We start from the raw sequence: 18571 nt of genomic DNA, 5'->3' as shown, positions 1-18571 counted from the left end.
GGCGACTTTGCCGGGGCGGGACGTGCGGGCTGGGTGGGGGTTCGACGTGGACGCGGGTCGGGCCGCCTCCCGGGGGGGAGGCGGCCCGGTCGCGTGTTCGGTTACTTGCGGAGGAGGCTGCGGAGGACGTACTGCATGATGCCTCCGTTGCGGTAGTAGTCGGCCTCTCCGGGGGTGTCGATGCGGACGACGGCCTTGAACTCCTTGCCGTCGGCCTTGACCGTCACCTCGGACGGGACGCCGCCCTCGTTGAGGGCCTCGACGCCCGTGATGTCGAACGTCTCGGTGCCGTCCAGGCCCAGGGTCGCGGCGGACTCGCCGTCCTTGAACTGGAGCGGCAGGACGCCCATGCCGATGAGGTTCGAGCGGTGGATGCGCTCGTACGACTCGGCGATGACGGCGCGGACGCCGAGCAGCGCGGTGCCCTTGGCGGCCCAGTCGCGGGACGAGCCGGAGCCGTACTCCTTGCCCGCGATGACGACCAGCGGCGTGCCCTGCGCGGCGTAGTTCTGCGCGGCGTCGTAGATGAACGACTGGGGCGCGCCCTCCTGGGTGAAGTCGCGGGTGTAGCCGCCCTCGACGTTGTCCAGGAGCTGGTTGCGCAGCCGGATGTTGGCGAACGTGCCGCGGATCATGACCTCGTGGTTGCCGCGGCGCGAGCCGTAGGAGTTGAAGTCCTTGACCGCGACGCCGTTGTCCTGGAGGTACTGCGCGGCGGGCGTGCCGACCTTGATGGACCCGGCGGGCGAGATGTGGTCGGTGGTGACCGAGTCGGCGAGCTTGGCGAGCACGCGGGCGCCGTGGATGTCGGTGACCGGCGCCGGCTCGGTCTGCATGCCCTCGAAGTAGGGGGCCTTGCGGACGTAGGTCGAGGACGGGTCCCACTCGAAGGTGTTGCCGGTGGGGATGTCCAGGCCGGTCCAGCGCTCGTCGCCCTTGAAGACGTCGGCGTAGTTGCGGGTGTACATCTCCTGGCCGATGGACGACTGGACGATCTCGGCGACCTGCGCCGGGGCGGGCCAGAGGTCCTTGAGGTAGACCGGGCCGTCGGTGCCCTCGGCGATCGGGTCGTTCAGGATGTCGATGTCCATCGTGCCCGCGAGCGCGTAGGCGATGACCAGCGGCGGCGAGGCCAGGTAGTTCATCTTCACGTCGGGGCTGATGCGGCCCTCGAAGTTGCGGTTGCCGGACAGCACCGCGGTGACCGCGAGGTCGTTGTCGTTGACCGCCTTGGAGATCTCCGGCTGGAGCGGCCCGGTGTTGCCGATGCAGGTCGTGCAGCCGTACCCGACGAGGTTGAAGCCGATCTTGTCGAGGTAGGGGGTGAGGCCCGCGCGCTCGTAGTAGTCGGTGACGGCCTGCGAGCCGGGGGCGAGGGACGTCTTGACCCACGGCTTGCGGGTCAGGCCCTTCTCCACGGCGTTCTTGGCGAGCAGGCCCGCGGCGATCATCACGTACGGGTTGGAGGTGTTGGTGCAGGAGGTGATCGCGGCGACGGCGACGTGCCCGTGGTCGAGCTCGAAGGTGCTGCCGTCCTCCATGTTCACGGTGACGCGGCGGTGCGGGCGGTCGCCGTTGGCGGGCTCGGCCGGGGCGTCGGACGCGGGGAAGCTCTCCATGCCCGCCTCGTCGCCGTCGCGGACGTAGTTCTGCACGTCGCGGCGCCAGGTCTCCTTGGCGGAGGAGAGGGAGATGCGGTCCTGCGGGCGCTTCGGCCCGGCGAGGGACGGCACGACGGTCGCGAGGTCGAGTTCGAGGTACTCGGAGAACTCCGGCTCGACGGCCGGGTCGAGCCACATGCCCTGCTCCTTGGCGTACGCCTCGACCAGCGCGATCTGCTCGTCGCTGCGGCCGGTCAGGCGCAGGTACGACAGGGTCTCGTCGTCGATCGGGAAGATCGCGCAGGTGGAGCCGAACTCGGGGCTCATGTTGCCGATCGTGGCGCGGTTGGCGAGCGGCAGCGCGTGCACGCCCTCGCCGTAGAACTCGACGAACTTGCCGACCACGCCGTGCTTGCGCAGCATCTCGGTGATGGTGAGCACGAGGTCGGTGGCGGTGGTGCCGGCGTTCAGCTCGCCGGTCAGCTTGAACCCGACCACGCGCGGGATGAGCATCGAGATCGGCTGGCCGAGCATCGCGGCCTCGGCCTCGATGCCGCCGACGCCCCAGCCGAGGACGCCGATCCCGTTCTCCATGGTGGTGTGCGAGTCGGTGCCGACGCAGGTGTCGGGGTAGGCGACGCCGTCCCGGTCGAACACCACGCGGGCCAGGTGCTCGATGTTGACCTGGTGCACGATGCCGGTGCCGGGCGGCACGACCTTGAACTCGTCGAACGCGGTCTGCCCCCAGCGCAGGAACTGGTAGCGCTCCTTGTTGCGCTCGTACTCCACCCGCACGTTGCGCTCGAACGCGTCGGGCGAGCCGAAGTAGTCGACGATGACCGAGTGGTCGATGACCATCTCGGCCGGGGCGAGCGGGTTGATCCTCGCCGGGTCACCGCCGAGGTCGCGCACCGCCTCGCGCATCGTCGCCAGGTCCACCACGCACGGCACGCCCGTGAAGTCCTGCATGATCACGCGCGCGGGCGTGAACTGGATCTCCTTGCTCGGCTGCGCGCTCGCGTCCCAGCCGGCGAGGGCGCGGATGTGGTCGGCGGTGACGTTGGCGCCGTCCTCGGTGCGCAGCAGGTTCTCCAGGAGGACCTTGAGGCTGTACGGGAGTCGGGCCGAGCCCTCGACGGCGTCCAGCCGGTAGATCTCGTACGACTTCTCGCCCACCCGCAGCGTGTTGCGGCTGCCGAAGCTGTTCGCTGACACGGACTCCTCCTCCGTCGGCACCGCGCGTCCGGTCCGGATCGTGAGCGCGCGGCGTGGTCTTCTCGATCTTCAGTCTGGTCGTCTTCGTTCCCGGTCGCCCTCGCGGGCGCGCGCGGCGCGACGTGTCGGCCGCGTCGGCGCCCGGCGGAACGGGTGCTCGTCCCCCATTGATCCTGCCGTAGTCAAGACCCTGCTCACGACTCGGGTCCGCCTAACTTCGACAGCTTTTCTCTTGACGTCAAGGTAACTCCGATTTATCTCGATATCAAGTTACTTGCAGGTAGCGAAAGAGCCGGGAACCGGGTGGCCGTTCCGAACGTTCTCGATATATCGTTGGCGTATCGCGAGAGGTCTTAGAGAGATCTCAGAAGGTGGTGCAGAACATGGGACACGGACATGGGCACGCGCACGGAACCGGCCCCGACCTGCGCTGGGCACTGGCCGCAGCCGCACTCGGAGCGAAACTCGCCCACGCCGCGGCGGGGCACGGGCATGGGCACGGGCGGGGGTACGGGCCCGGTCATGGGCGCGGACCGGGGCACGGGCCCGGCTTCGGAGACGGGCCCGGCTTCGGGCAGGGGCCCGGCTTCGGGCAGGGGCCTGGTGGCTTCGGGGACGGGCCGGAGCGCGGGCCGGGACACGGGCCGGGGCACGGCCACGGGCGGGGGCCTCGTTCGCGTGGGGACGGGCCGGGCTTCGGCTGGATGTTCGGCGGCGGTCCGGGGCCGTGGGGCCCGCCCGGCGGCTGGGGCCCCGGCCGTCCCCCGTGGGCGCGCGGAGGACGCGGCGGCCCCTGGGGCCGGGGGCCGAAAGCGCCCAAGGGCAACGTCCGCGCGGCGATCCTCGCGCTGCTGGCCGAGGAACCCCGCAACGGCTACCAGATCATCCAGGAGATCAACGAGCGCAGCGACGGCGCCTGGAAGCCGAGCCCCGGCGCGGTCTACCCGGCGCTCCAGCAGCTCGCCGACGAGGGCCTGATCAGCGGCGAGGAGGGCGGCGGACGCCGCACGTTCCGCCTCACCGACGAGGGCCGCGCGTACGTGGAGGAGCACGCCGACGAGCTGTCCGAGCCCTGGGCCGGGATGGCGCCCGAGTACGGCGAGGGCGTGCCCGACCTGTTCAAGCAGGCGGCGCAGACCGGCGCGGCGGTGATGCAGATCGTCCACTCCGGAACCCCCGAGCAGGTCACCGCGGCCAGGGACGTCCTGTCCGCGGCGCGCCGAAGCCTCTACCGAATCCTCGCCGACGACGCCACCCCGTCCTCCGCGAACGACTCGTCCGCAGAAGGCACCTCCGCGGAAGACGGCCCGCGAGGCGGCGGAAGCTCAGGCGGCAGCGGCCCAGCAGGCAGCGGAGGCCCGGCAGAGGACGGTCCGGACGACGGCGGCGTGACGGCCGCACCGTAAGCGACGCGTATCCGACACCGACCGACACCATCCAGGGAGTAGACGGTGACTCGCACCGATGACATCCGCGTCGGCGACGCCGAGCGGGACGCGGTGACCGCCGCGCTGCACGAGCATTTCGCGGCGGGCAGGCTCGACCGCGAGGAGCTCGACGAGCGGTTGGACGCCGCGCTGGCGGCGAAGACGTTCGGCGCGCTGCGCGCGATCGTCGACGACCTGCCGGGGCCGAACGGGCTGCCGGACCGTTCGGAGGCCGCCCGAGCCGCGCTCGGCCCGCAGTACGGCCCCGCGTTCGGGCCCGGCTCCGGCGTGCCGTTCAGACCGTTCGAGGGGCCGTTCGGACACCCCGTCCGGGGGCGGCACGGCCACGCGCGGCTCGCGGCGTACCACGGTGGCCGTCCGGCGCGGGGACACGGCCACCGGCACCCGCCGTTCGCGGCGTTCCCGGTGCTGATGGCGGTGTTCCTGATCGTCACGTTCACCGCGGGAGCGGGCGTGGCGATCCTCACGGTCCTGCACATCGCGATGATCGTCTGGATCGTCCGCGCCCTGGCCCTCGCCATCTCCACACGCCGCGCCCGCCGCCTCCCCTGAACCGCACGGACACCCACGGGGGCGGCTCGGCTCGGCCGGGTTCGGGTCCGGGGCGCGGCTCGCGCGGGAGGCGGTGTGGAGCGGCCAGGACGGGACGTACGGGCGTGGGGCGGCCCGGCGCAGCCCAGGCGAGCGCGGGGGCTGGCGCGGACGCGGGCGGGGGCGGAGTGGCTCACGCGAGGAGAGGATGGCTCGCGAGGGCGGGGGCGGCTAGCCGTGGGCGGGGGTGGCTCGCGCGAGGACGGGCGTGGGAACGGGGTGCGGCTCGCGCCAGGACGGGCGCGGCTCACGCGTGGAAGGGCGCGGCTCTCGCCAGGGCGGGCGCGGCTAGCCGTGGGCGGGGGCGGCTCACGCGTGGACGGGTGCGGGTCGTGCCAGGAAGGGCGCGGATCAGCGTGGACGGGCGCGTCTCTCGTAAGGGTGCGGGCGGTTAGCCGTGGGCGGGGGTGGCTCATGCGAGGACTGGCGCGGCTCCGCCAGGACAAGTGCGGGTCATGCGAGGGCGCACGCGGCCAGCGTGGCTCGCACGTGGGCGGGGGCGGCTAGGCGCGGGCGGGGGCGGCTCCCACGAGGTGGGTGCGGCTCACCCGAGGGCGGGCACGGCTAGACGTGGACGGGCGCGGCTCGAGTGCGGGCGGGGGCTGCTCGGCGAGGGCGGGCGCGGCTAGACGTGGACGGGCGCGGCTCGAGTGCGGGCGGGGGCTGCTCGGCGAGGGCGGGCGCGGCTAGACGTGGACGGGCGCGGCTCGAGTGCGGGCGGGGGCTGCTCGGCGAGGGCGGGGGCGGGTAGGCGTGGGTGGGGTGGAGGGGTGCCGGTGCCGGCCATGGACCGTCCTGGGGAATCGTGACACCGTCTCGGCATGACCTCCGAGAGGTTCCTGCATCCGGTGTCGCCGGCGGGCAGGCCGGACGAGGCGGCCCTGCGCGCCACCGTCGAACGGCTCGCGGTGATCGACCGGCCGCCCTGCTCCCCGGGGGAGCGGGAGGCGGCACACCTGATCGCGGACCGGCTGCGGGCGGTCGGTGCGAGGGCGCGCGTGGAGGAGGTCCCGGCGTACCCGTCGTACGCGCTCCCGCTCTGGGCGCTGGCCGCGTTGGCGACGGCGGCGGGCCTGCTCGGCGCGCGGTCACGCCTGCTCGGCGCCCTCGCGGGCGCGGTCGCCACGGTGGGTCTCGTGGACGAACTCGCGCACGGCCGCCGCCTCGCCCGCGCCGCGCTGGCCAGGCGGCGCACGGCGTGCAACGTGGTCGCCGGGCTCGGCGACCCGAACGCCCGCCGGACCCTCGTGGTCACCGCCCACCACACCTCGTCGGGACGGCCAAGCCGGTTCGGGCGGCGGTGGCTCTTCGGGCGCGACGTCCGTACGCTGCCGGTCTGGTGGCCGCTGCCGTTGGGCGCACTGCTCGTCGCGGCGGGCGCGGCCACAGGCCACTCCGGGGCGCGTCGTTCGGGGACCGTGGTCAGCGCCCTGGCCTCGACGTTCATCGCGTACCTCGACGCGGACGCCCGCCCCTCCCGTCCCACCGGCCGCGATGTTCCGCCGGGCGTCGGCGGGCTCGGGGGCGTGGCCGTTCTGGTCGCGTTCGCCGAGTCGGTGCGCAGGCGCCCGCTGCACGGGTTGCGGGTTGTGCTGCTGTCCGCGGGTGCTGCTCACGGCGGGCAGGAGGGAGCGCGGGCGTTCGCGCGCGACCGCTCCCCTGGGCTGGCGCGCGGTACGACGTGGTTCCTCGATCTGGACGAGCCGGGCGCAGGCGAACTCGTCCTGCTCGGCGCGGAAGGGGCACTGTGGCCTGTCCGGCATGACGGGACGTTCGGCGAACTGGTGGCCCGCTGCGCCGTGGAGCAGGGCGTGGCCCTCTACACTCCGGGGCGCGGACCCGTCCTGCGTGCCACGGCGACCGTCGCGTCCGTCGCGCGCGGCCATGGATATCCGACGGCCTGCCTGGTCTCCACGCCTCCTCTCGTCCCGTACGGGCAAGTGGCCTACGGGCAGATGGCGGACGCGGCGCAGGTTGCGGAGGCCGTGGCACGAGCGCTGACCCCGCACTGAGCCACGCGCCCGGAACTTTCACAGGGCGGACGGTTCTTTCATGGGGAGACCAAGCTGTTCCCTGGGCTCTCGGGCCGTTCACAGGCGGATGAACCGTTCCCGCCATGGATGAACCGTTCACGGCCAGACGTTCACACGGCGAACGGGCCGTCCGCGAGGCGGAGCGACCGGTCGCAGACGGGCTGGCCGGTTCACTGGCAGACGAATTCACTGGCGGACGAACCCATCACGCGGGTGCGGCGGACTGCTCACGCAGGGCGGCCGTTCGCGAAGTCGTTTGGGCCGTTCACAAGGAGGAGCCGACCCCGTTTGCAGGCGCGACGGGGCATTCGCGGGCGGGCAGGGCGTTCGCGGACGGCGGGGCGTTCGTGGGCGGCGGAGCATTCGCGGACGGGCAGGGCGTTCGCGGACGGGCGCGGCCTTCGCGGGCGGCGGAGCATTCGCGGACGGGCAGGGCGTTCGCGGACGGGCGCGGCCTTCGCGGACGGACAGGGCGTTCGCGAGCGGACAAGGCGTGCGCGGGCGGACAGGACGTTCGAGGGGAAGTCGAAGCGGTCATCGGACCGGCGGGGCGTTCGCGGCTGTTCATGAGGGCTTCGGGGCGTTCAGGGGGTTGTGAGGCCGGATTCGTGGGCGATGAGGCCGGCTTGGGTGCGGTTGGTGCAGCCGAGTTTGTCCAGGACTCGGGAGACGTAGCCTTTGACGGTGGCCTCGCTGAGGTGGAGGTGGTCTGCGATCTGGGCGTTCGAGAGGCCCTCGCCTAGGCAGCCGAGCACCTCGCTCTCGCGTTCGGTGAGGTCGCGGAGCAGGGCGCGGCCGCGGTCGCGGGCGGACTGCCGGTCGCCCGCGGCGGCGACGAGGCGGCGGGTCGCGGCGGCGGACAGGACGGTGTGGCCGTCGGCGGCGACGCGCACCAGCTCGACCAGGTCCTCGGGCGGCGTGGACTTCAGCAGGAAGCCCGCGGCCCCGGCGCGCATCGCCCCCAGCACGTAGTGGTCGGCGTCGAACGTGGTGAGCGCGACCACGGCCGGGGGCGAACGGAGCGCCGCGATGCGTTCGATGGCGGTCAGGCCGTCCACGCCGGGCATCCGCAGGTCCATCAGCACGACGGCGGGGCGGTGCCGGATCGCGGCCTCGACCCCGGCGGCCCCGTCGTGCGCCTCGCCGACCACGTCGAGGTCGGGCGCGGCGCCGAGGATCGTGCGCAGGTGGGCGCAGACCATCGGCTCGTCGTCCACCACGAGCACACTGATCATGGCATCGGCCCCCGTTCCGCGCCCGTCCGCTGAGCCGCCTCCCGGCCGGCGGCGGACGCCGTCCCGGGCATCATGCCGGACGGCTCGGACAGTCCGGCGGACGCGGCGCGGGGAGCCGGTACGGCGGCGGTCGGGACGAAGGCGGGGAGGGACGCCTCGACGGTGAATCCGCCGTCCGGGTCGCGTTCCGCGCGGAACGTCCCGCCGATCACTTCGACGCGTTCGCGCAGGCCGGCGAGGCCCGCGCCGGATCCGCTGCCCGCGAGGTCGGCATCGGCGGTACCGGTCGGCGCGGTGTTGCGGACGGTGAGCCGCACGCCGTCGACCCGGTAGTGGGCCTCGACACGTACGCGGGCGCCCGGGGCGTGCTTGCGCACGTTGGTCAGCGCCTCCTGGACGACCCGGTAGGCGGTGCGGCCGGCGACGGGCGAGGCGAGCGGCGGGTCTCCCTCCTCGGCCAGTTCGACCGGGACGCCCACCGACGCCGACTCCTCGATCAGCGTGGACAGGTCGGGCAGCGGGCCCGGCGCGGACGCGTCGCCGGACGGCGCGTCACCGCCCTCGGCGGTGCGGCGCAGCAGCCCGATGACGTCGCGGAGCTCGTCCAGGGCCTGGCAGCCGGTGCCGCGCAGTTCCTCGGCCGCGGCGCGGGTCGGCTCGTCGGGCGCGCGCACGCGGAGCGCGCCCGCCTGGAGGACCATCAGCGTGACCCGGTGCGCGACGACGTCGTGCATCTCGGCGGCGAGGCGGGCGCGCTCGTCGGCGCGGGCCTGCTCGGCGAGCAGGTGCCGTTCGCGCTCGGCGCGCTCGGTGCGTTCGGTGAGTCCCTGGACGACGCGGCGGCGCGCGGCGACGTAGAGGCCGAGCAGGGCGCCGCCGGCGAGCAGGACGACGCTGCGGAAGACCATCCCTTCGAGCGTGTCGGTGTCACGGCCGGCGACGGACCGCGCGACCGTGTCGGGGAGGATCTCCGTCACCAGCAGGATGAGGACGGCCATCAGGACGAGCGGCGCCGCGCGCGTGCGGGGGAATCGGCTGTTTCCGCCGTACGCCATCGCGGCGTACGCGGCGAACGGCACGGCCGGGGTCCAGCACGGCACCGGACCCACGTCCACGCCGGGTCCGAGGCGCAGCAGCGTGCCGGGGGCGACCGTCTCCACCACATGAAGCGCGGCCATCGGGGCGACGGTGACCCACGCGACCGCCAGCGGCGCCCGCCGCCGGAACGCCAGCGCGCACGCCGTCAGCACGAGGACGCCCGCGGTCGCGCCGCCGTACGGCCGCAGCATCGACCCGCGTTCGGCGACGACGCCCATGCTCGCCGCGGCGGCGAGCAGCACCACCACGACATCGGAGAACACGTCGATCCCCCGGATTCTGTGCCGCCAGACCGACGGCGCGAAAGGCTGGAGGCGCTGGAGGAGTCGCACAAGGACACCGTACGCAGCCAGCCCCCTCGCACCCATCCCGCGAACGGAGCACGCGGACCCTCGCCCATGCGACGAAAGTCGCATCGGACCGTCCGTCCGGAGGGCGGGGTCACACCGGACGGATGACCAGGACCCGACGTTCACCGCTGCCGCCGCCCCGGCCCGTTCGGCTGAGATCGAGGCATGAAGGTGAAGCTGCGACGTGACCGGCCGGAAGGGTCGGCCCGGACCGGCCGGTCGGAAGGGTCGAGCCGAGCCGGGCCGTTCAGGATGCCGCGCGTGCGGCGGCCGCGGGGCGGGGCGCGGTGCTGTTCCGGCTGGTGCTGCGGGGGCTCGCGGCGCACCGGGCGCGGCTCGCGCTGTCGGCGGGCGCGGTCGTGGTCGGGGTGGCGTTCGTCGCGGGGACGCTGATCTTCACCGCGACGCTCGACCGGTCGTTCGACCACGCGTTCGCCGATCTCGGCCACGGCACCGACACCGTCGTGCGGGCGACGAAGGCGTTCGACGACGAGTTCGGCGGGCGGGAGGCGGAGCGTCCCGTACCGGCGTCCGCGCTCAAGGCGGTCCAGGGCGCGGAGGGCGTGGCGAAGGCGCACGGGGTGGTCAGCGGGTTCGCCGCCGTGGTCGACCGGCGCGGCAGGATCGTCGGGCCGGAGCCGCAGACGGGCGTCGACTGGTACGAGGACCGCGACCTGTCGCGGACGCGCCTGGTGTCCGGGACGGCCCCGACCGCAGCCGACGAGATAGCGATCGACGACGGGTCGGCGAAGGAGTCGGGCTACCGGATCGGTGACCGCGTCACGGTGGTGACACGGGCCGGGACGCGGACGTTCAGGCTCGCCGGGGTCTTCCGGTTCGGGGTGTCGGGCGTGGGGAGCTCGGTCGCGATGACGGCGTTCACCCCGGCGACGGCGCACCGGCTGCTGATGGAACGCCCCGACGGCTACGCGCGCATCGACGTGCACGCCGCCCGGGCGTCTCCCAGGAACGGCTCCGGGCCGCCGTCGCGTCCGTGCTGCCGCCGGGCGCGGAGGCCGTCACGGGGCAGCGGGCGACCGCCGAGCAGGCCGAACCGCTCAAGGACCTCATCTCGGCGATGCGGAAGATGCTGCTGGCGTTCGCGCTGATCTCGGTGTTCGTGGGCTCGTTCATCATCTTCAACACGTTCGCGATGCTGGTCGCGCAGCGGACCCGCGAGCTGGCGCTGCTGCGCGCGGTCGGGGCCTCGCGCGCGCAGGTCACGCGGTCGGTGCTGGGCGAGGCGGCGGGGGTCGCGGTCGCGGGCTCGACCCTCGGGATCGCGGCCGGACTCGGACTCGCGCTGGGTCTGGCGCGGCTGATGTCGCTGGTCGCGGGCGAGGCGCTTCCGTTCGGGACGCCGGTGGTGCCCGGCGCGGCGCTGCTCGCCTCGTACGGCGTGGGGATCCCGGTCACGCTCGCCGCCGCGTACGTCCCGGCCCGGCGCGCGGCGCGGATCCCGCCGGTCGCCGCCCTCCGCGACGCCGCCGCGACGGGCCGTCCACTGCGCGCCCGTGCGGTCGCGGGAGCGGTCCTCGCGGTGGCCGGGCTCATGGCGATGGGTGCGGGGATGCTGAACGACGGCAAGACCGCGCTGGTGCTGTCCGGTGGCGGCGCGGCGGCGTTCTTCGTCGGCGTCACGGTCGCGAGCCCCGTCATCAGCCGTCCCGCCGCCGGGCTGCTCGGCTGGCCGTTCGCGCGGTTCGGGGGCGCGGCGGGACGGATGGGCCGCCGCAACGCGCAGCGCGACCCGCGCCAGACGGCCGCGACCGCCTCAGCGCTGACGATCGGCCTCGCGCTCATCGCGACCGTCTCGGTGCTCACGCAGTCGATGTCGGTGTCGGTGGACCGGCAGCTCGAAAAGGGCCTCACGGCCGACTACCGGATCACCGGCCGCAGCCGCATCGTGCCGGTCAGCCCGGAGGCACTGGCTGCGGTGGCGCGCGTCCCAGGCGTCCGCACAGCCGTCCCCATCCGCGACGCGCGCCTCCGCCTGAACGGCGAGGTCCGCCCCGCGATGACCGGCACTCCGAACCAGCTCGCAGCCCACTTCCACCTGTCATTCCCCCAGGCAACGGCGGCCCCGGCCAGAGACCTGGCGAGAGCGGGCGCGGGCAGGGGCCGGGGACGTGTTGCTTGTGGGGCGGAGTGTGGCGTCGGCGCACGGGTGGACGGTCGGCAGCCGCGTGCCGGGCGAGTACCAGGACGGTGCGAAGGCTACGTTCCGCGTGGTCGGCGTGTACGACGACGGGAAGGCGACCGCGCCGACCGCACCGCCGATGATCGTGGATGACGTCGCCTACCGCCGCCACGTTCCCGACTCGCAGCTCGACCGCATCGAGCTGACCGTCGCGCCCGGGACGGACGCCGGCGCGGCGCGGCGTTCGCTGGAGGCGGCGCTCGCGCCCTGGCCCAACCTCCGGCTCGAAGACCGCGCCGAGATCAAGGCGGGGGCCGCGAAGGACATCGACCTGTTCCTCCAGCTCGTGCTGGCGCTGCTGGTGCTGTCGGTCCTGATCGCGGCGCTCGGCATCGTCAACACCCTCGCGCTCGCCGTCGTGCAGCGCACCCGCGAGATCGGCCTGCTGCGCGCCGTCGGCATGCAGCGCTCGCAGCTCCGCCGCATGATCCGCTACGAGGCGGTGGTGATCTCGGTGTACGGGGCGGTCCTCGGCATCGGCACCGGCCTGGTCTTCGGCGTCGTCCTCCAGCGCGCCATGGCCGGGGAGGCGGGCATGGACGCGCTGGCCGTCCCGTACGGGCGGCTTCTGCTGTACGTCGCGTTCGCCGCCCTCATCGGCGTCCTGGCCGCGGTGTGGCCCGCCCGCCGCGCGGCCCGTATGGAGGTGCTGCATGCGATCACCACCGAATGACCGGCCCGTGCCGTCAGGCCGCCGTGCGGGGGCCGGGGGCGGACGGCGCGCAGCGTTCGGGGACGGCCTCGCGCAGCGCCTGGAGTCCGCGCGCGACGAGCGGATGCCCGCGGGCTCCGCGCCGAACGCAGGTCAGGACGCGCCGGGCCGGGACGCTCGCGCCGGTGAGCGGCACGCGGACGACCGCCGCGTCGCCCGGCCCGTCCGCCAGCCGCGGCACGAGCGAGACCCCGAGGCCGCTGCCGACCAGCGCCCAGATCGCCGACCAGCTCGTCGCGTCGTGCTCGATCCTCGGGGCGAAGCCGGCGGCGGCGCAGTACGCCGTGACCTGCTGGCAGTGGTCGCAGCCGTCGGGCGTGACGACGATCCACGGTTCGGCCGCGGCGTCCTCCAGCCGTACGGCACCGCCCCGGGCGAGGGGATGCCCGGCCGGGACCATCAGGTCGAGCACCTCGGCGAGCAGTTCCTCGCGGTCGAAGCGGGGGTCGCCGGGCGGCGGCGCGTCCGCGGTCGGCTCGATGACGGCGATGTCGGTCTCGCCCGCGAGCAGCAGCCCGACGGCCACGTCGGTGTCGCACTCGCGCACCTTGACCTCCAGGCCGGGGTCGGCGCGGCGCAGCCGCCCCGCGGCGGGCGCGACGAGCCCGCTGATCGCGGTCGTGAACCCGCACATCCGCAGCGGCCCGGCCTCCCCCGCCCGGTACGACTCCAGGTCGGCGAGCGCCTCCTCCCAGCGGGCGAGCAGCGCGTCGGCGTGCCCGACCAGAACGAGCGCGGCGGGCGTCAGCCGTACGTTGCGGCCCTGCGGTTCGAGCAGCGGGACCTTCACCTCGCGGGCCAGCTCGCGCAGATGGTGCGACACGGCCGAGGGCGTCAGGTGCAGCGCCTCGGCCGCCGCGGTGACCGTTCCGTACTGGTGGACGGCGCGCAGCGCGTGCAGCCGCCGAAGGTCGATCATGCAACCATTTTGCACGATCGGATTCGAAAACGTGAAATGGACTTCAAGGGTCCGGGACGCACAGACTGCTGCCATGACTCACGCGAACGTTGCGCCCCAGGCGGGCACGCTGCTCTCCCGCCACACGACCAGCGAAGGCGTCGTCGTCTGGTCCCGCTGCGCCTGCGGCCGTCTGCGGATGGACCTCGTCCCGTACACCCCCGGCACCGAACGCCTCTCCGCCTCGTCCTGCCCGCGCTGCGCCACACCCCTCACCGCCGCCCCGGAGAGTTCCAGCAGGGGCCTGCGGGGCGCGCCCGCGCGAAGTCCCGACATTCCACGCGGACCTGGCGGTGAATGACGGGCGGCGGCTGGCGGGCGGCGAGTGGCGGCTGGCGGCTGGCGGCTGGCACGATCCTCGTCCCCCGTCGAGTCATAAAGAAGCCGCTCAGCATGCAAGGCGACGGGGCCGACTCGCTGGGATCAACGGGTCGGTGACGTCCGCCCAGCCGAAACGACAGCGAGGAAACCACACCAGCGAAACCACGCCAGAGGAATCACATCCGCGAAATCACACCAGCGAAAATCACATGGGCGAAATCACGTCGGCGATGTACCTTCTGCGGGGCCGGGAAACCGTCAACCCGTCGACCGCGGAAGGAGGGCGCCGTATGGACGTACGGAAAGACCGTCCTTACACGATCAGGCTCACGGAGGATGAAGCTCTCGTACTGTCCGACTGGCTCGACCGCGTCATGCACCGAAAGGACTTTTCCCAGCTCGTCGACGACCGAGCGGTCTGGGCTCCCCTATACGCGATCAGCGGAGCGCTGGAGACCACCCTCCCCCACATCTTCGCCAGCAACTACGGCGAACTCCTGGACGCGTCCCGCGGACGACTCCTAGAGAAGCTCGGAGAGAGCGGCCAAGAGGACGGCTGAGCACCGCCCCTCCACCCATCCACCCATCCATCCGTTCGGCCCCATCCTGAGATCCTCCACACCCGAACGCAAAGGCACCCGGCACACCCCAGCCCGTGACGCGTAGCGCGCAAATGACCGCCGCACACTGGGACACCCCCACCGGCACACCCGATCCCCGCAGCGCGCACGGCGCCTCCCCCGCACACGTTGCGGAACAGCCGGGGCCGGACGCGCACGTTGCGGAACGGCCGGGATGGGATGCGACGCGGGAACGCTGCGTTGGGGGCGTTAATGGGTCCGCCGGGCGTTAGCGGAGGACGAAGCCAACGGAGGACGAAGCCAACGGAGGACGGAGGTCAGCGGAAGGCGAGGTCAATGGAAGGCGGGGCCAGCGAAAGGGTCAGCGGAGGGTGGCGGCTTTGGTGGCCAGGGTTTTCACTCGGTCCCAGTCGCCGGTGCGGATGGCGTCGGGTGGGGTGAGCCAGGAGCCGCCTACGCAGCCGACGTTCGGCAGGGCCAGGTAGTTGGGGGCGGATTCCAGGGTGATTCCGCCCGTCGGGCAGAACCGGATCTGCGGCAGGGGGCCGCCGAGCGACTTCAGGTAGGGGATGCCGCCCGCCGCCTCGGCCGGGAAGAACTTCATCGCCGTGATCCCGTGCTCCAGCAGCGCCATCGCCTCCGACGCGCTGGACACGCCGGGCAGGAACGGCAGCCCCGTCGCGGTCATCGCCTCCCGCAGGACGGGCGTGCAGCCGGGGCTGACGAGGAACCGGGCCCCGGCCGCAGCAGAGCGTTCGGCGTCCTCGGGGCGGACGACCGTTCCGGCGCCGACGACCGCGTCCGGCACCTCGGCGGCGATCCGTTCGACGGACTCCAGGGCGGCGGGCGTGCGGAGCGTCACCTCGATGACGGGCAGGCCGCCGGCGACGAGCGCGCGCGCCAGCGGCACCGCCGCGTCCGCGTCGTCCAGGACGACCACGGGGACGACGGGGGCGAGATCGAGCAGGTCGGCGGCGTTCATGCGTGCTCCATAGCGGGGGCTCGACGGTATCGGCTCCCCCAACGGTATTGGCTGAGAGGTTCTGGGCGAGGTGGGCCGCGGCCCCGGTCAGCGCCGGGCTGGGGTGGACGATCAGCGCGGTCGGGATCGCCCGCAGGTACTCCTCGACGGGCGGCTTGGCCTCGAAGCGGTCGCGGAACGCGCTGGCGCGCAGGACGTCGGCGATGCGCGGGAGGATCCCGCCGCCGAGGAAGACGCCGCCGCGCGCGCCGAGCGTGAGCGCGACGTTCCCGGCGAGCGAGCCGAGCAGCGCGCAGAACATCTCCACGGCCTCCGCGCACACGGGGTCGTCGCGGCGCGCGCACACCTCGGCGGCCGTCCGCGGCTCCGGCGCGATCCCGTGGATCATGGACAGGTAGCGGTGCAGGCGGACGAGTCCGTCGCCCGACAGCAGGTACTCGGCGGTCGCCGCGCCCCGTTCGGCGCGCAGCAGCCGCATCACGTCGATCTCGCGCTCGGTCGCGGCCGGGACGTCCACCTGGCCGCCCTCGCTCGCGATCGGCATCCACCGGACGCCGCCGCCCGGCCCCGCGCCCGGCACGGGAAGCAGGCCCCGACGCCGAGACCGGTCCCCGGCCCCAGCACGGCCAGCGTGCCGAAGCCCCGCCCTCCGAACCCTGATGCGTCGCGGGTGGATGTGCCGGCGCCGGAGACCGATGCGTCGGAGGCGGACGAGCCGGGAGCCGGTGCGTGCAAGCCCCGCGTGTCAGAGGTCCACGTGCCGGTTCCGGTGCCGGCCGGGGTGGCGGCCGATGTGCCTGGGTTCCGCTGGCCGGAGGCCGATGTGTCGGGGGTTTCCGAGCCGGTGGCGAGCGGAGCGGTGGCCACCGGGGTGGTAGCGAGTGGGCCGGAGGCCGACGTGGCCTGGGGGGTGGAGGAGGGAGGGGGGCCGATGCGGACGACGTCGTCTTCGGTCAGGTGGGGGAGGGCCAGGGCCAGGCCCTCGAAGTCGTTGAGGATCTCGACGTACGGCAGGCCGAGGTGGGCGCGGACCTGGTCGGCCGTGCCGGGGGGCCAGTCGGCGTTGGTCAGGCGGAAGCGGCCGTTCGCGACGGGGCCGGCCACGGCCAGGCACGCGGCGTCCAGGCGGACGTCGGGTGCGTGCCGTTCGAGGTAGGCGGCGGCGGCCTCGGCCAGGCCGGGGTAGTCGCGGGTGCGGAGGGTGCCGATGCGTTCGGGGGCGGCGCCGGGGCCGGCGATCAGGGCGAAGCGGGCGTTGGTGCCGCCGACGTCGGCGACGAGCCAGGTCACGAGAACACCCCCGCGCCCCGTTCGGCCGGGGCCACGGCCTGGCGGAACGCGCCGAACAGTTCCCGGCCCGTGCCCGCGGTGGGGCCGGACGGGCCCTCGGCGGGCGGGCGGGCGGCGAACTCCTCGTCGGGGAGCAGCACTTCGAGCAGGCCCTTGTCGGCGTCCAGCCGGATCACGTCGCCGTCGCGGACGCGCGCCAGCGGGCCTCCCGCCGCGGCCTCCGGGGAGACGTGGATGGCGGCGGGGACGGCCCCGGACGCGCCGGACATGCGGCCGTCGGTGACGAGCGCGACCCGGTGGCCGCGGTCCTGGAGGACGGAGAGCGGCGGGGTCAGGCGGTGCAGCTCGGGCATCCCGTTGGCGCGCGGGCCCTGGTGGCGGACGACCGCGACCACGTCCCGGTCGAGTTCCCCGGCGGAGAACGCCTCCTGGAGCGCCTCCTGCGACTCGAACACGCGGGCGGGCGCCTCGATCGTCCGGTGCTCGGGGCGGACGGCCGACACCTTCACGACCGCGCGCCCGAGGTTGCCGCGGACGGTGTGCAGGCCGCCGTGGGTGTCGAACGGGTCGGCCACCGGCCGCAGCACCGCGGCGTCGCCGGTCTCGGGCTCGGCCGGGCGCCACTCGACGCCGCCGTCCGCGAGGGCCGGGCTCGTCCGGTAGTCGGCGAGGGACGCGCCGCCGACGGTGCGGGCGTCCTCGTGCAGCAGGCCCGCGTCGATCAGCTCGCCGATGAGGAACGCGGTGCCGCCGGCGGCGTGGAAGTGGTTCACGTCGGCGGTGCCGTTCGGGTACAGGCGGGTCAGCAGCGGCGTGACCTTCGACAGCTCGTCGAAGTCGTCCCAGGTCAGCTCCAGCCCGGCCGCCGCCGCCATCGCGACCAGGTGCAGGGTGTGGTTGGTGGACCCGCCGGTGGCGAGCAGCGCGACGACGCCGTTGACGAACGCCCGCTCGTCCAGCACCTCCCCGATCGGGGTATAGGCGTCGCCGAGGCCGGTCAGGCGCAGGACGCGGCGTCCGGCCTCGTCGGTGAGGGCGTCGCGCAGCGCGGTGCCGGGCGGGACGAAGCTGGCGCCCGGCAGGTGCAGGCCCATGACCTCCATGAGGAGCTGGTTGGAGTTGGCCGTGCCGTAGAAGGTGCAGGTGCCGGGCGAGTGGTACGAGGCGGACTCGGCGGCCAGCAGCTCGTCGCGGCCGATCTCGCCCGTCGCGTACCGCTTGCGGACCTTGGCCTTCTCGGCGTTCGGCAGGCCGGAGGCCATCGGCCCGGCCGGGACCAGGATCGCGGGCAGGTGCCCGAACGACAGCGCGCCGATCACCAGCCCCGGAACGATCTTGTCGCAGACGCCCAGCAGCAGCGCCCCGTCGAACATGTCGTGCGACAGCGCGACCGCGGTCGCCATCGCCACCACGTCCCGGCTGAACAGCGACAGCTCCATCCCGGCGCGGCCCTGCGTGATGCCGTCGCACATGGCGGGCACGCCGCCGGCGAACTGCGCGGTGCCGCCCGCCGCCGCGATCGCGGCCTTCAGCCGGTCGGGGTAGTCCTTGAGCGGCTGGTGGGCGGAGAGCATGTCGTTGTACGCCGAGACGATCGCGATGTTCGGCGTGGCGGTGCCGGTGAGCTGGAGCTTGTCGGCGGGGCCGCAGGCCGCGAAGCCGTGCGCGAGGTTGGCGCAGCCGAGCCCGCCGCGCGCCGGGCCCACCGTGCGGGCGTCGGCGGTCCGGCGCAGGTACGCGGCGCGCCGCTCCCCGCTCCGTTCGGCGACGCGCTCGGTCACCTGGGCAACGACAGGATGCACAGCCATCGGCACACTCCGGGGACGCTCGGACGGACACGGGGACGCGATCGCAAACTATCGGGACATATGCAACTCAAGCAACCTCACTTATGAACTCCGGATGACAAAAGTCAGTGGTTTACACCAACTCGACGTACCGAACGGCCCGTGCTTC

At 73.8% G+C, this 18571-nt stretch carries 15 protein-coding genes and 1 pseudogene; 7 read left to right on the top strand and 9 right to left on the bottom strand.

Annotated features, from left to right (window positions below):
• Positions 1-101: 101 nt before the first annotated feature.
• A complete protein-coding gene (gene acnA / locus GEV43_RS29335) occupies positions 102-2816 on the bottom strand; it encodes an aconitate hydratase AcnA (protein WP_160823448.1) in 2715 nt (904 codons plus the stop codon).
• A gap of 383 nt (positions 2817-3199) precedes the next feature.
• Here acnA and GEV43_RS47680 point away from each other — a divergent pair, with 383 nt between their 5' ends.
• The 3 genes from GEV43_RS47680 (at position 3200) to GEV43_RS29320 (ending at position 6867) form a co-directional block, all read left to right on the top strand.
• Complete coding sequence (locus tag GEV43_RS47680; RefSeq protein ID WP_206681320.1) at positions 3200-4222, top strand: PadR family transcriptional regulator; 1023 nt, start codon at positions 3200-3202, stop codon at positions 4220-4222.
• Between the two features lie 45 nt (positions 4223-4267).
• The gene (locus tag GEV43_RS29325) at positions 4268-4816 is read left to right on the top strand and encodes a DUF1707 domain-containing protein (RefSeq protein ID WP_160823447.1); all 549 of its coding nucleotides are present in this window, start codon (positions 4268-4270) and stop codon (positions 4814-4816) included.
• An 860-nt stretch (positions 4817-5676) separates the two neighbouring features.
• Positions 5677-6867, top strand: a complete 1191-nt coding sequence (locus GEV43_RS29320; protein ID WP_160823446.1) for a peptidase M28 — start codon at positions 5677-5679, stop codon at positions 6865-6867.
• 605 nt (positions 6868-7472) lie between these two features.
• Here GEV43_RS29320 and GEV43_RS29315 read toward each other — a convergent pair.
• Both GEV43_RS29315 and GEV43_RS55250 read right to left on the bottom strand, forming a co-directional pair.
• Complete coding sequence (locus GEV43_RS29315) at positions 7473-8123, bottom strand: response regulator transcription factor (protein WP_160823445.1); 651 nt, start codon at positions 8121-8123, stop codon at positions 7473-7475.
• Positions 8120-9553, bottom strand: a complete 1434-nt coding sequence (locus GEV43_RS55250) for a histidine kinase (protein WP_206681319.1) — start codon at positions 9551-9553, stop codon at positions 8120-8122. The genes GEV43_RS29315 and GEV43_RS55250 overlap by 4 nt, the downstream gene beginning before the upstream one ends.
• Before the next feature lie 305 nt (positions 9554-9858).
• On the opposite strand from GEV43_RS55250, the gene GEV43_RS29305 reads away from it, so the two are divergent.
• Genes GEV43_RS29305 through GEV43_RS29295 form a run of 3 tightly spaced genes read left to right on the top strand, consistent with a single transcriptional unit; the run spans position 9859 to position 12444 of the window.
• Positions 9859-10680 carry an ABC transporter permease gene (locus GEV43_RS29305; protein WP_160823444.1) on the top strand — a complete coding sequence of 274 codons (822 nt, stop codon included), beginning with the start codon at positions 9859-9861 and terminating at the stop codon, positions 10678-10680.
• The gene (locus GEV43_RS29300) at positions 10566-11864 is read left to right on the top strand and encodes an FtsX-like permease family protein (RefSeq protein ID WP_160823443.1); all 1299 of its coding nucleotides are present in this window, start codon (positions 10566-10568) and stop codon (positions 11862-11864) included. The genes GEV43_RS29305 and GEV43_RS29300 overlap by 115 nt, the downstream gene beginning before the upstream one ends.
• Entirely contained in the window at positions 11851-12444 is a 594-nt protein-coding gene (locus GEV43_RS29295; RefSeq protein WP_160823442.1) for an ABC transporter permease, read from the top strand. Before GEV43_RS29300 ends, GEV43_RS29295 begins: the two co-directional genes overlap by 14 nt.
• Before the next feature lie 13 nt (positions 12445-12457).
• Here GEV43_RS29295 and GEV43_RS29290 read toward each other — a convergent pair whose 3' ends face one another.
• Together GEV43_RS29290 and GEV43_RS29285 are read right to left on the bottom strand one after the other, a co-directional pair.
• Positions 12458-13402 (bottom strand): LysR family transcriptional regulator, encoded by a 945-nt coding sequence (locus GEV43_RS29290; RefSeq protein WP_160823441.1) that lies wholly within the window; start codon positions 13400-13402, stop codon positions 12458-12460.
• 78 nt (positions 13403-13480) lie between these two features.
• Positions 13481-13717 carry a hypothetical protein gene (locus tag GEV43_RS29285; RefSeq protein WP_160823440.1) on the bottom strand — a complete coding sequence of 79 codons (237 nt, stop codon included), beginning with the start codon at positions 13715-13717 and terminating at the stop codon, positions 13481-13483.
• Between the two features lie 254 nt (positions 13718-13971).
• Between GEV43_RS29285 and GEV43_RS29280 the strand changes: the two genes are divergently transcribed.
• Entirely contained in the window at positions 13972-14322 is a 351-nt protein-coding gene (locus GEV43_RS29280) for a hypothetical protein (RefSeq protein ID WP_241683084.1), read from the top strand.
• 382 nt (positions 14323-14704) lie between these two features.
• On the opposite strand, the gene eda is transcribed toward GEV43_RS29280, so the two are convergent.
• The 4 genes and pseudogenes from eda to edd all read right to left on the bottom strand — a co-directional run bounded on the left by eda (position 14705) and on the right by edd (position 18423).
• The gene (gene eda / locus GEV43_RS29275; RefSeq protein ID WP_160823439.1) at positions 14705-15325 is read right to left on the bottom strand and encodes a bifunctional 4-hydroxy-2-oxoglutarate aldolase/2-dehydro-3-deoxy-phosphogluconate aldolase; all 621 of its coding nucleotides are present in this window, start codon (positions 15323-15325) and stop codon (positions 14705-14707) included.
• Between the two features lie 121 nt (positions 15326-15446).
• Positions 15447-15869: pseudogene (locus tag GEV43_RS29270) on the bottom strand (glucokinase); the annotation flags it as partial.
• Complete coding sequence (locus tag GEV43_RS51300) at positions 15803-16615, bottom strand: glucokinase (protein WP_309239893.1); 813 nt, start codon at positions 16613-16615, stop codon at positions 15803-15805. The pseudogene GEV43_RS29270 and the gene GEV43_RS51300, both read right to left, overlap by 67 nt.
• On the bottom strand, positions 16612-18423 hold the full coding sequence (edd, locus tag GEV43_RS29260) for a phosphogluconate dehydratase (RefSeq protein ID WP_160823438.1): 1812 nt from the start codon (positions 18421-18423) through the stop codon (positions 16612-16614). Before edd ends, GEV43_RS51300 begins: the two co-directional genes overlap by 4 nt.
• Positions 18424-18571: the final 148 nt, after the last annotated feature.

The organism is Actinomadura sp. J1-007 (assembly GCF_009793335.1).
Classification (GTDB): Bacteria; Actinomycetota; Actinomycetes; order Streptosporangiales; family Streptosporangiaceae; genus Spirillospora; species Spirillospora yumaensis.
This window is presented reverse-complemented; position numbering and strand designations above follow the sequence as displayed.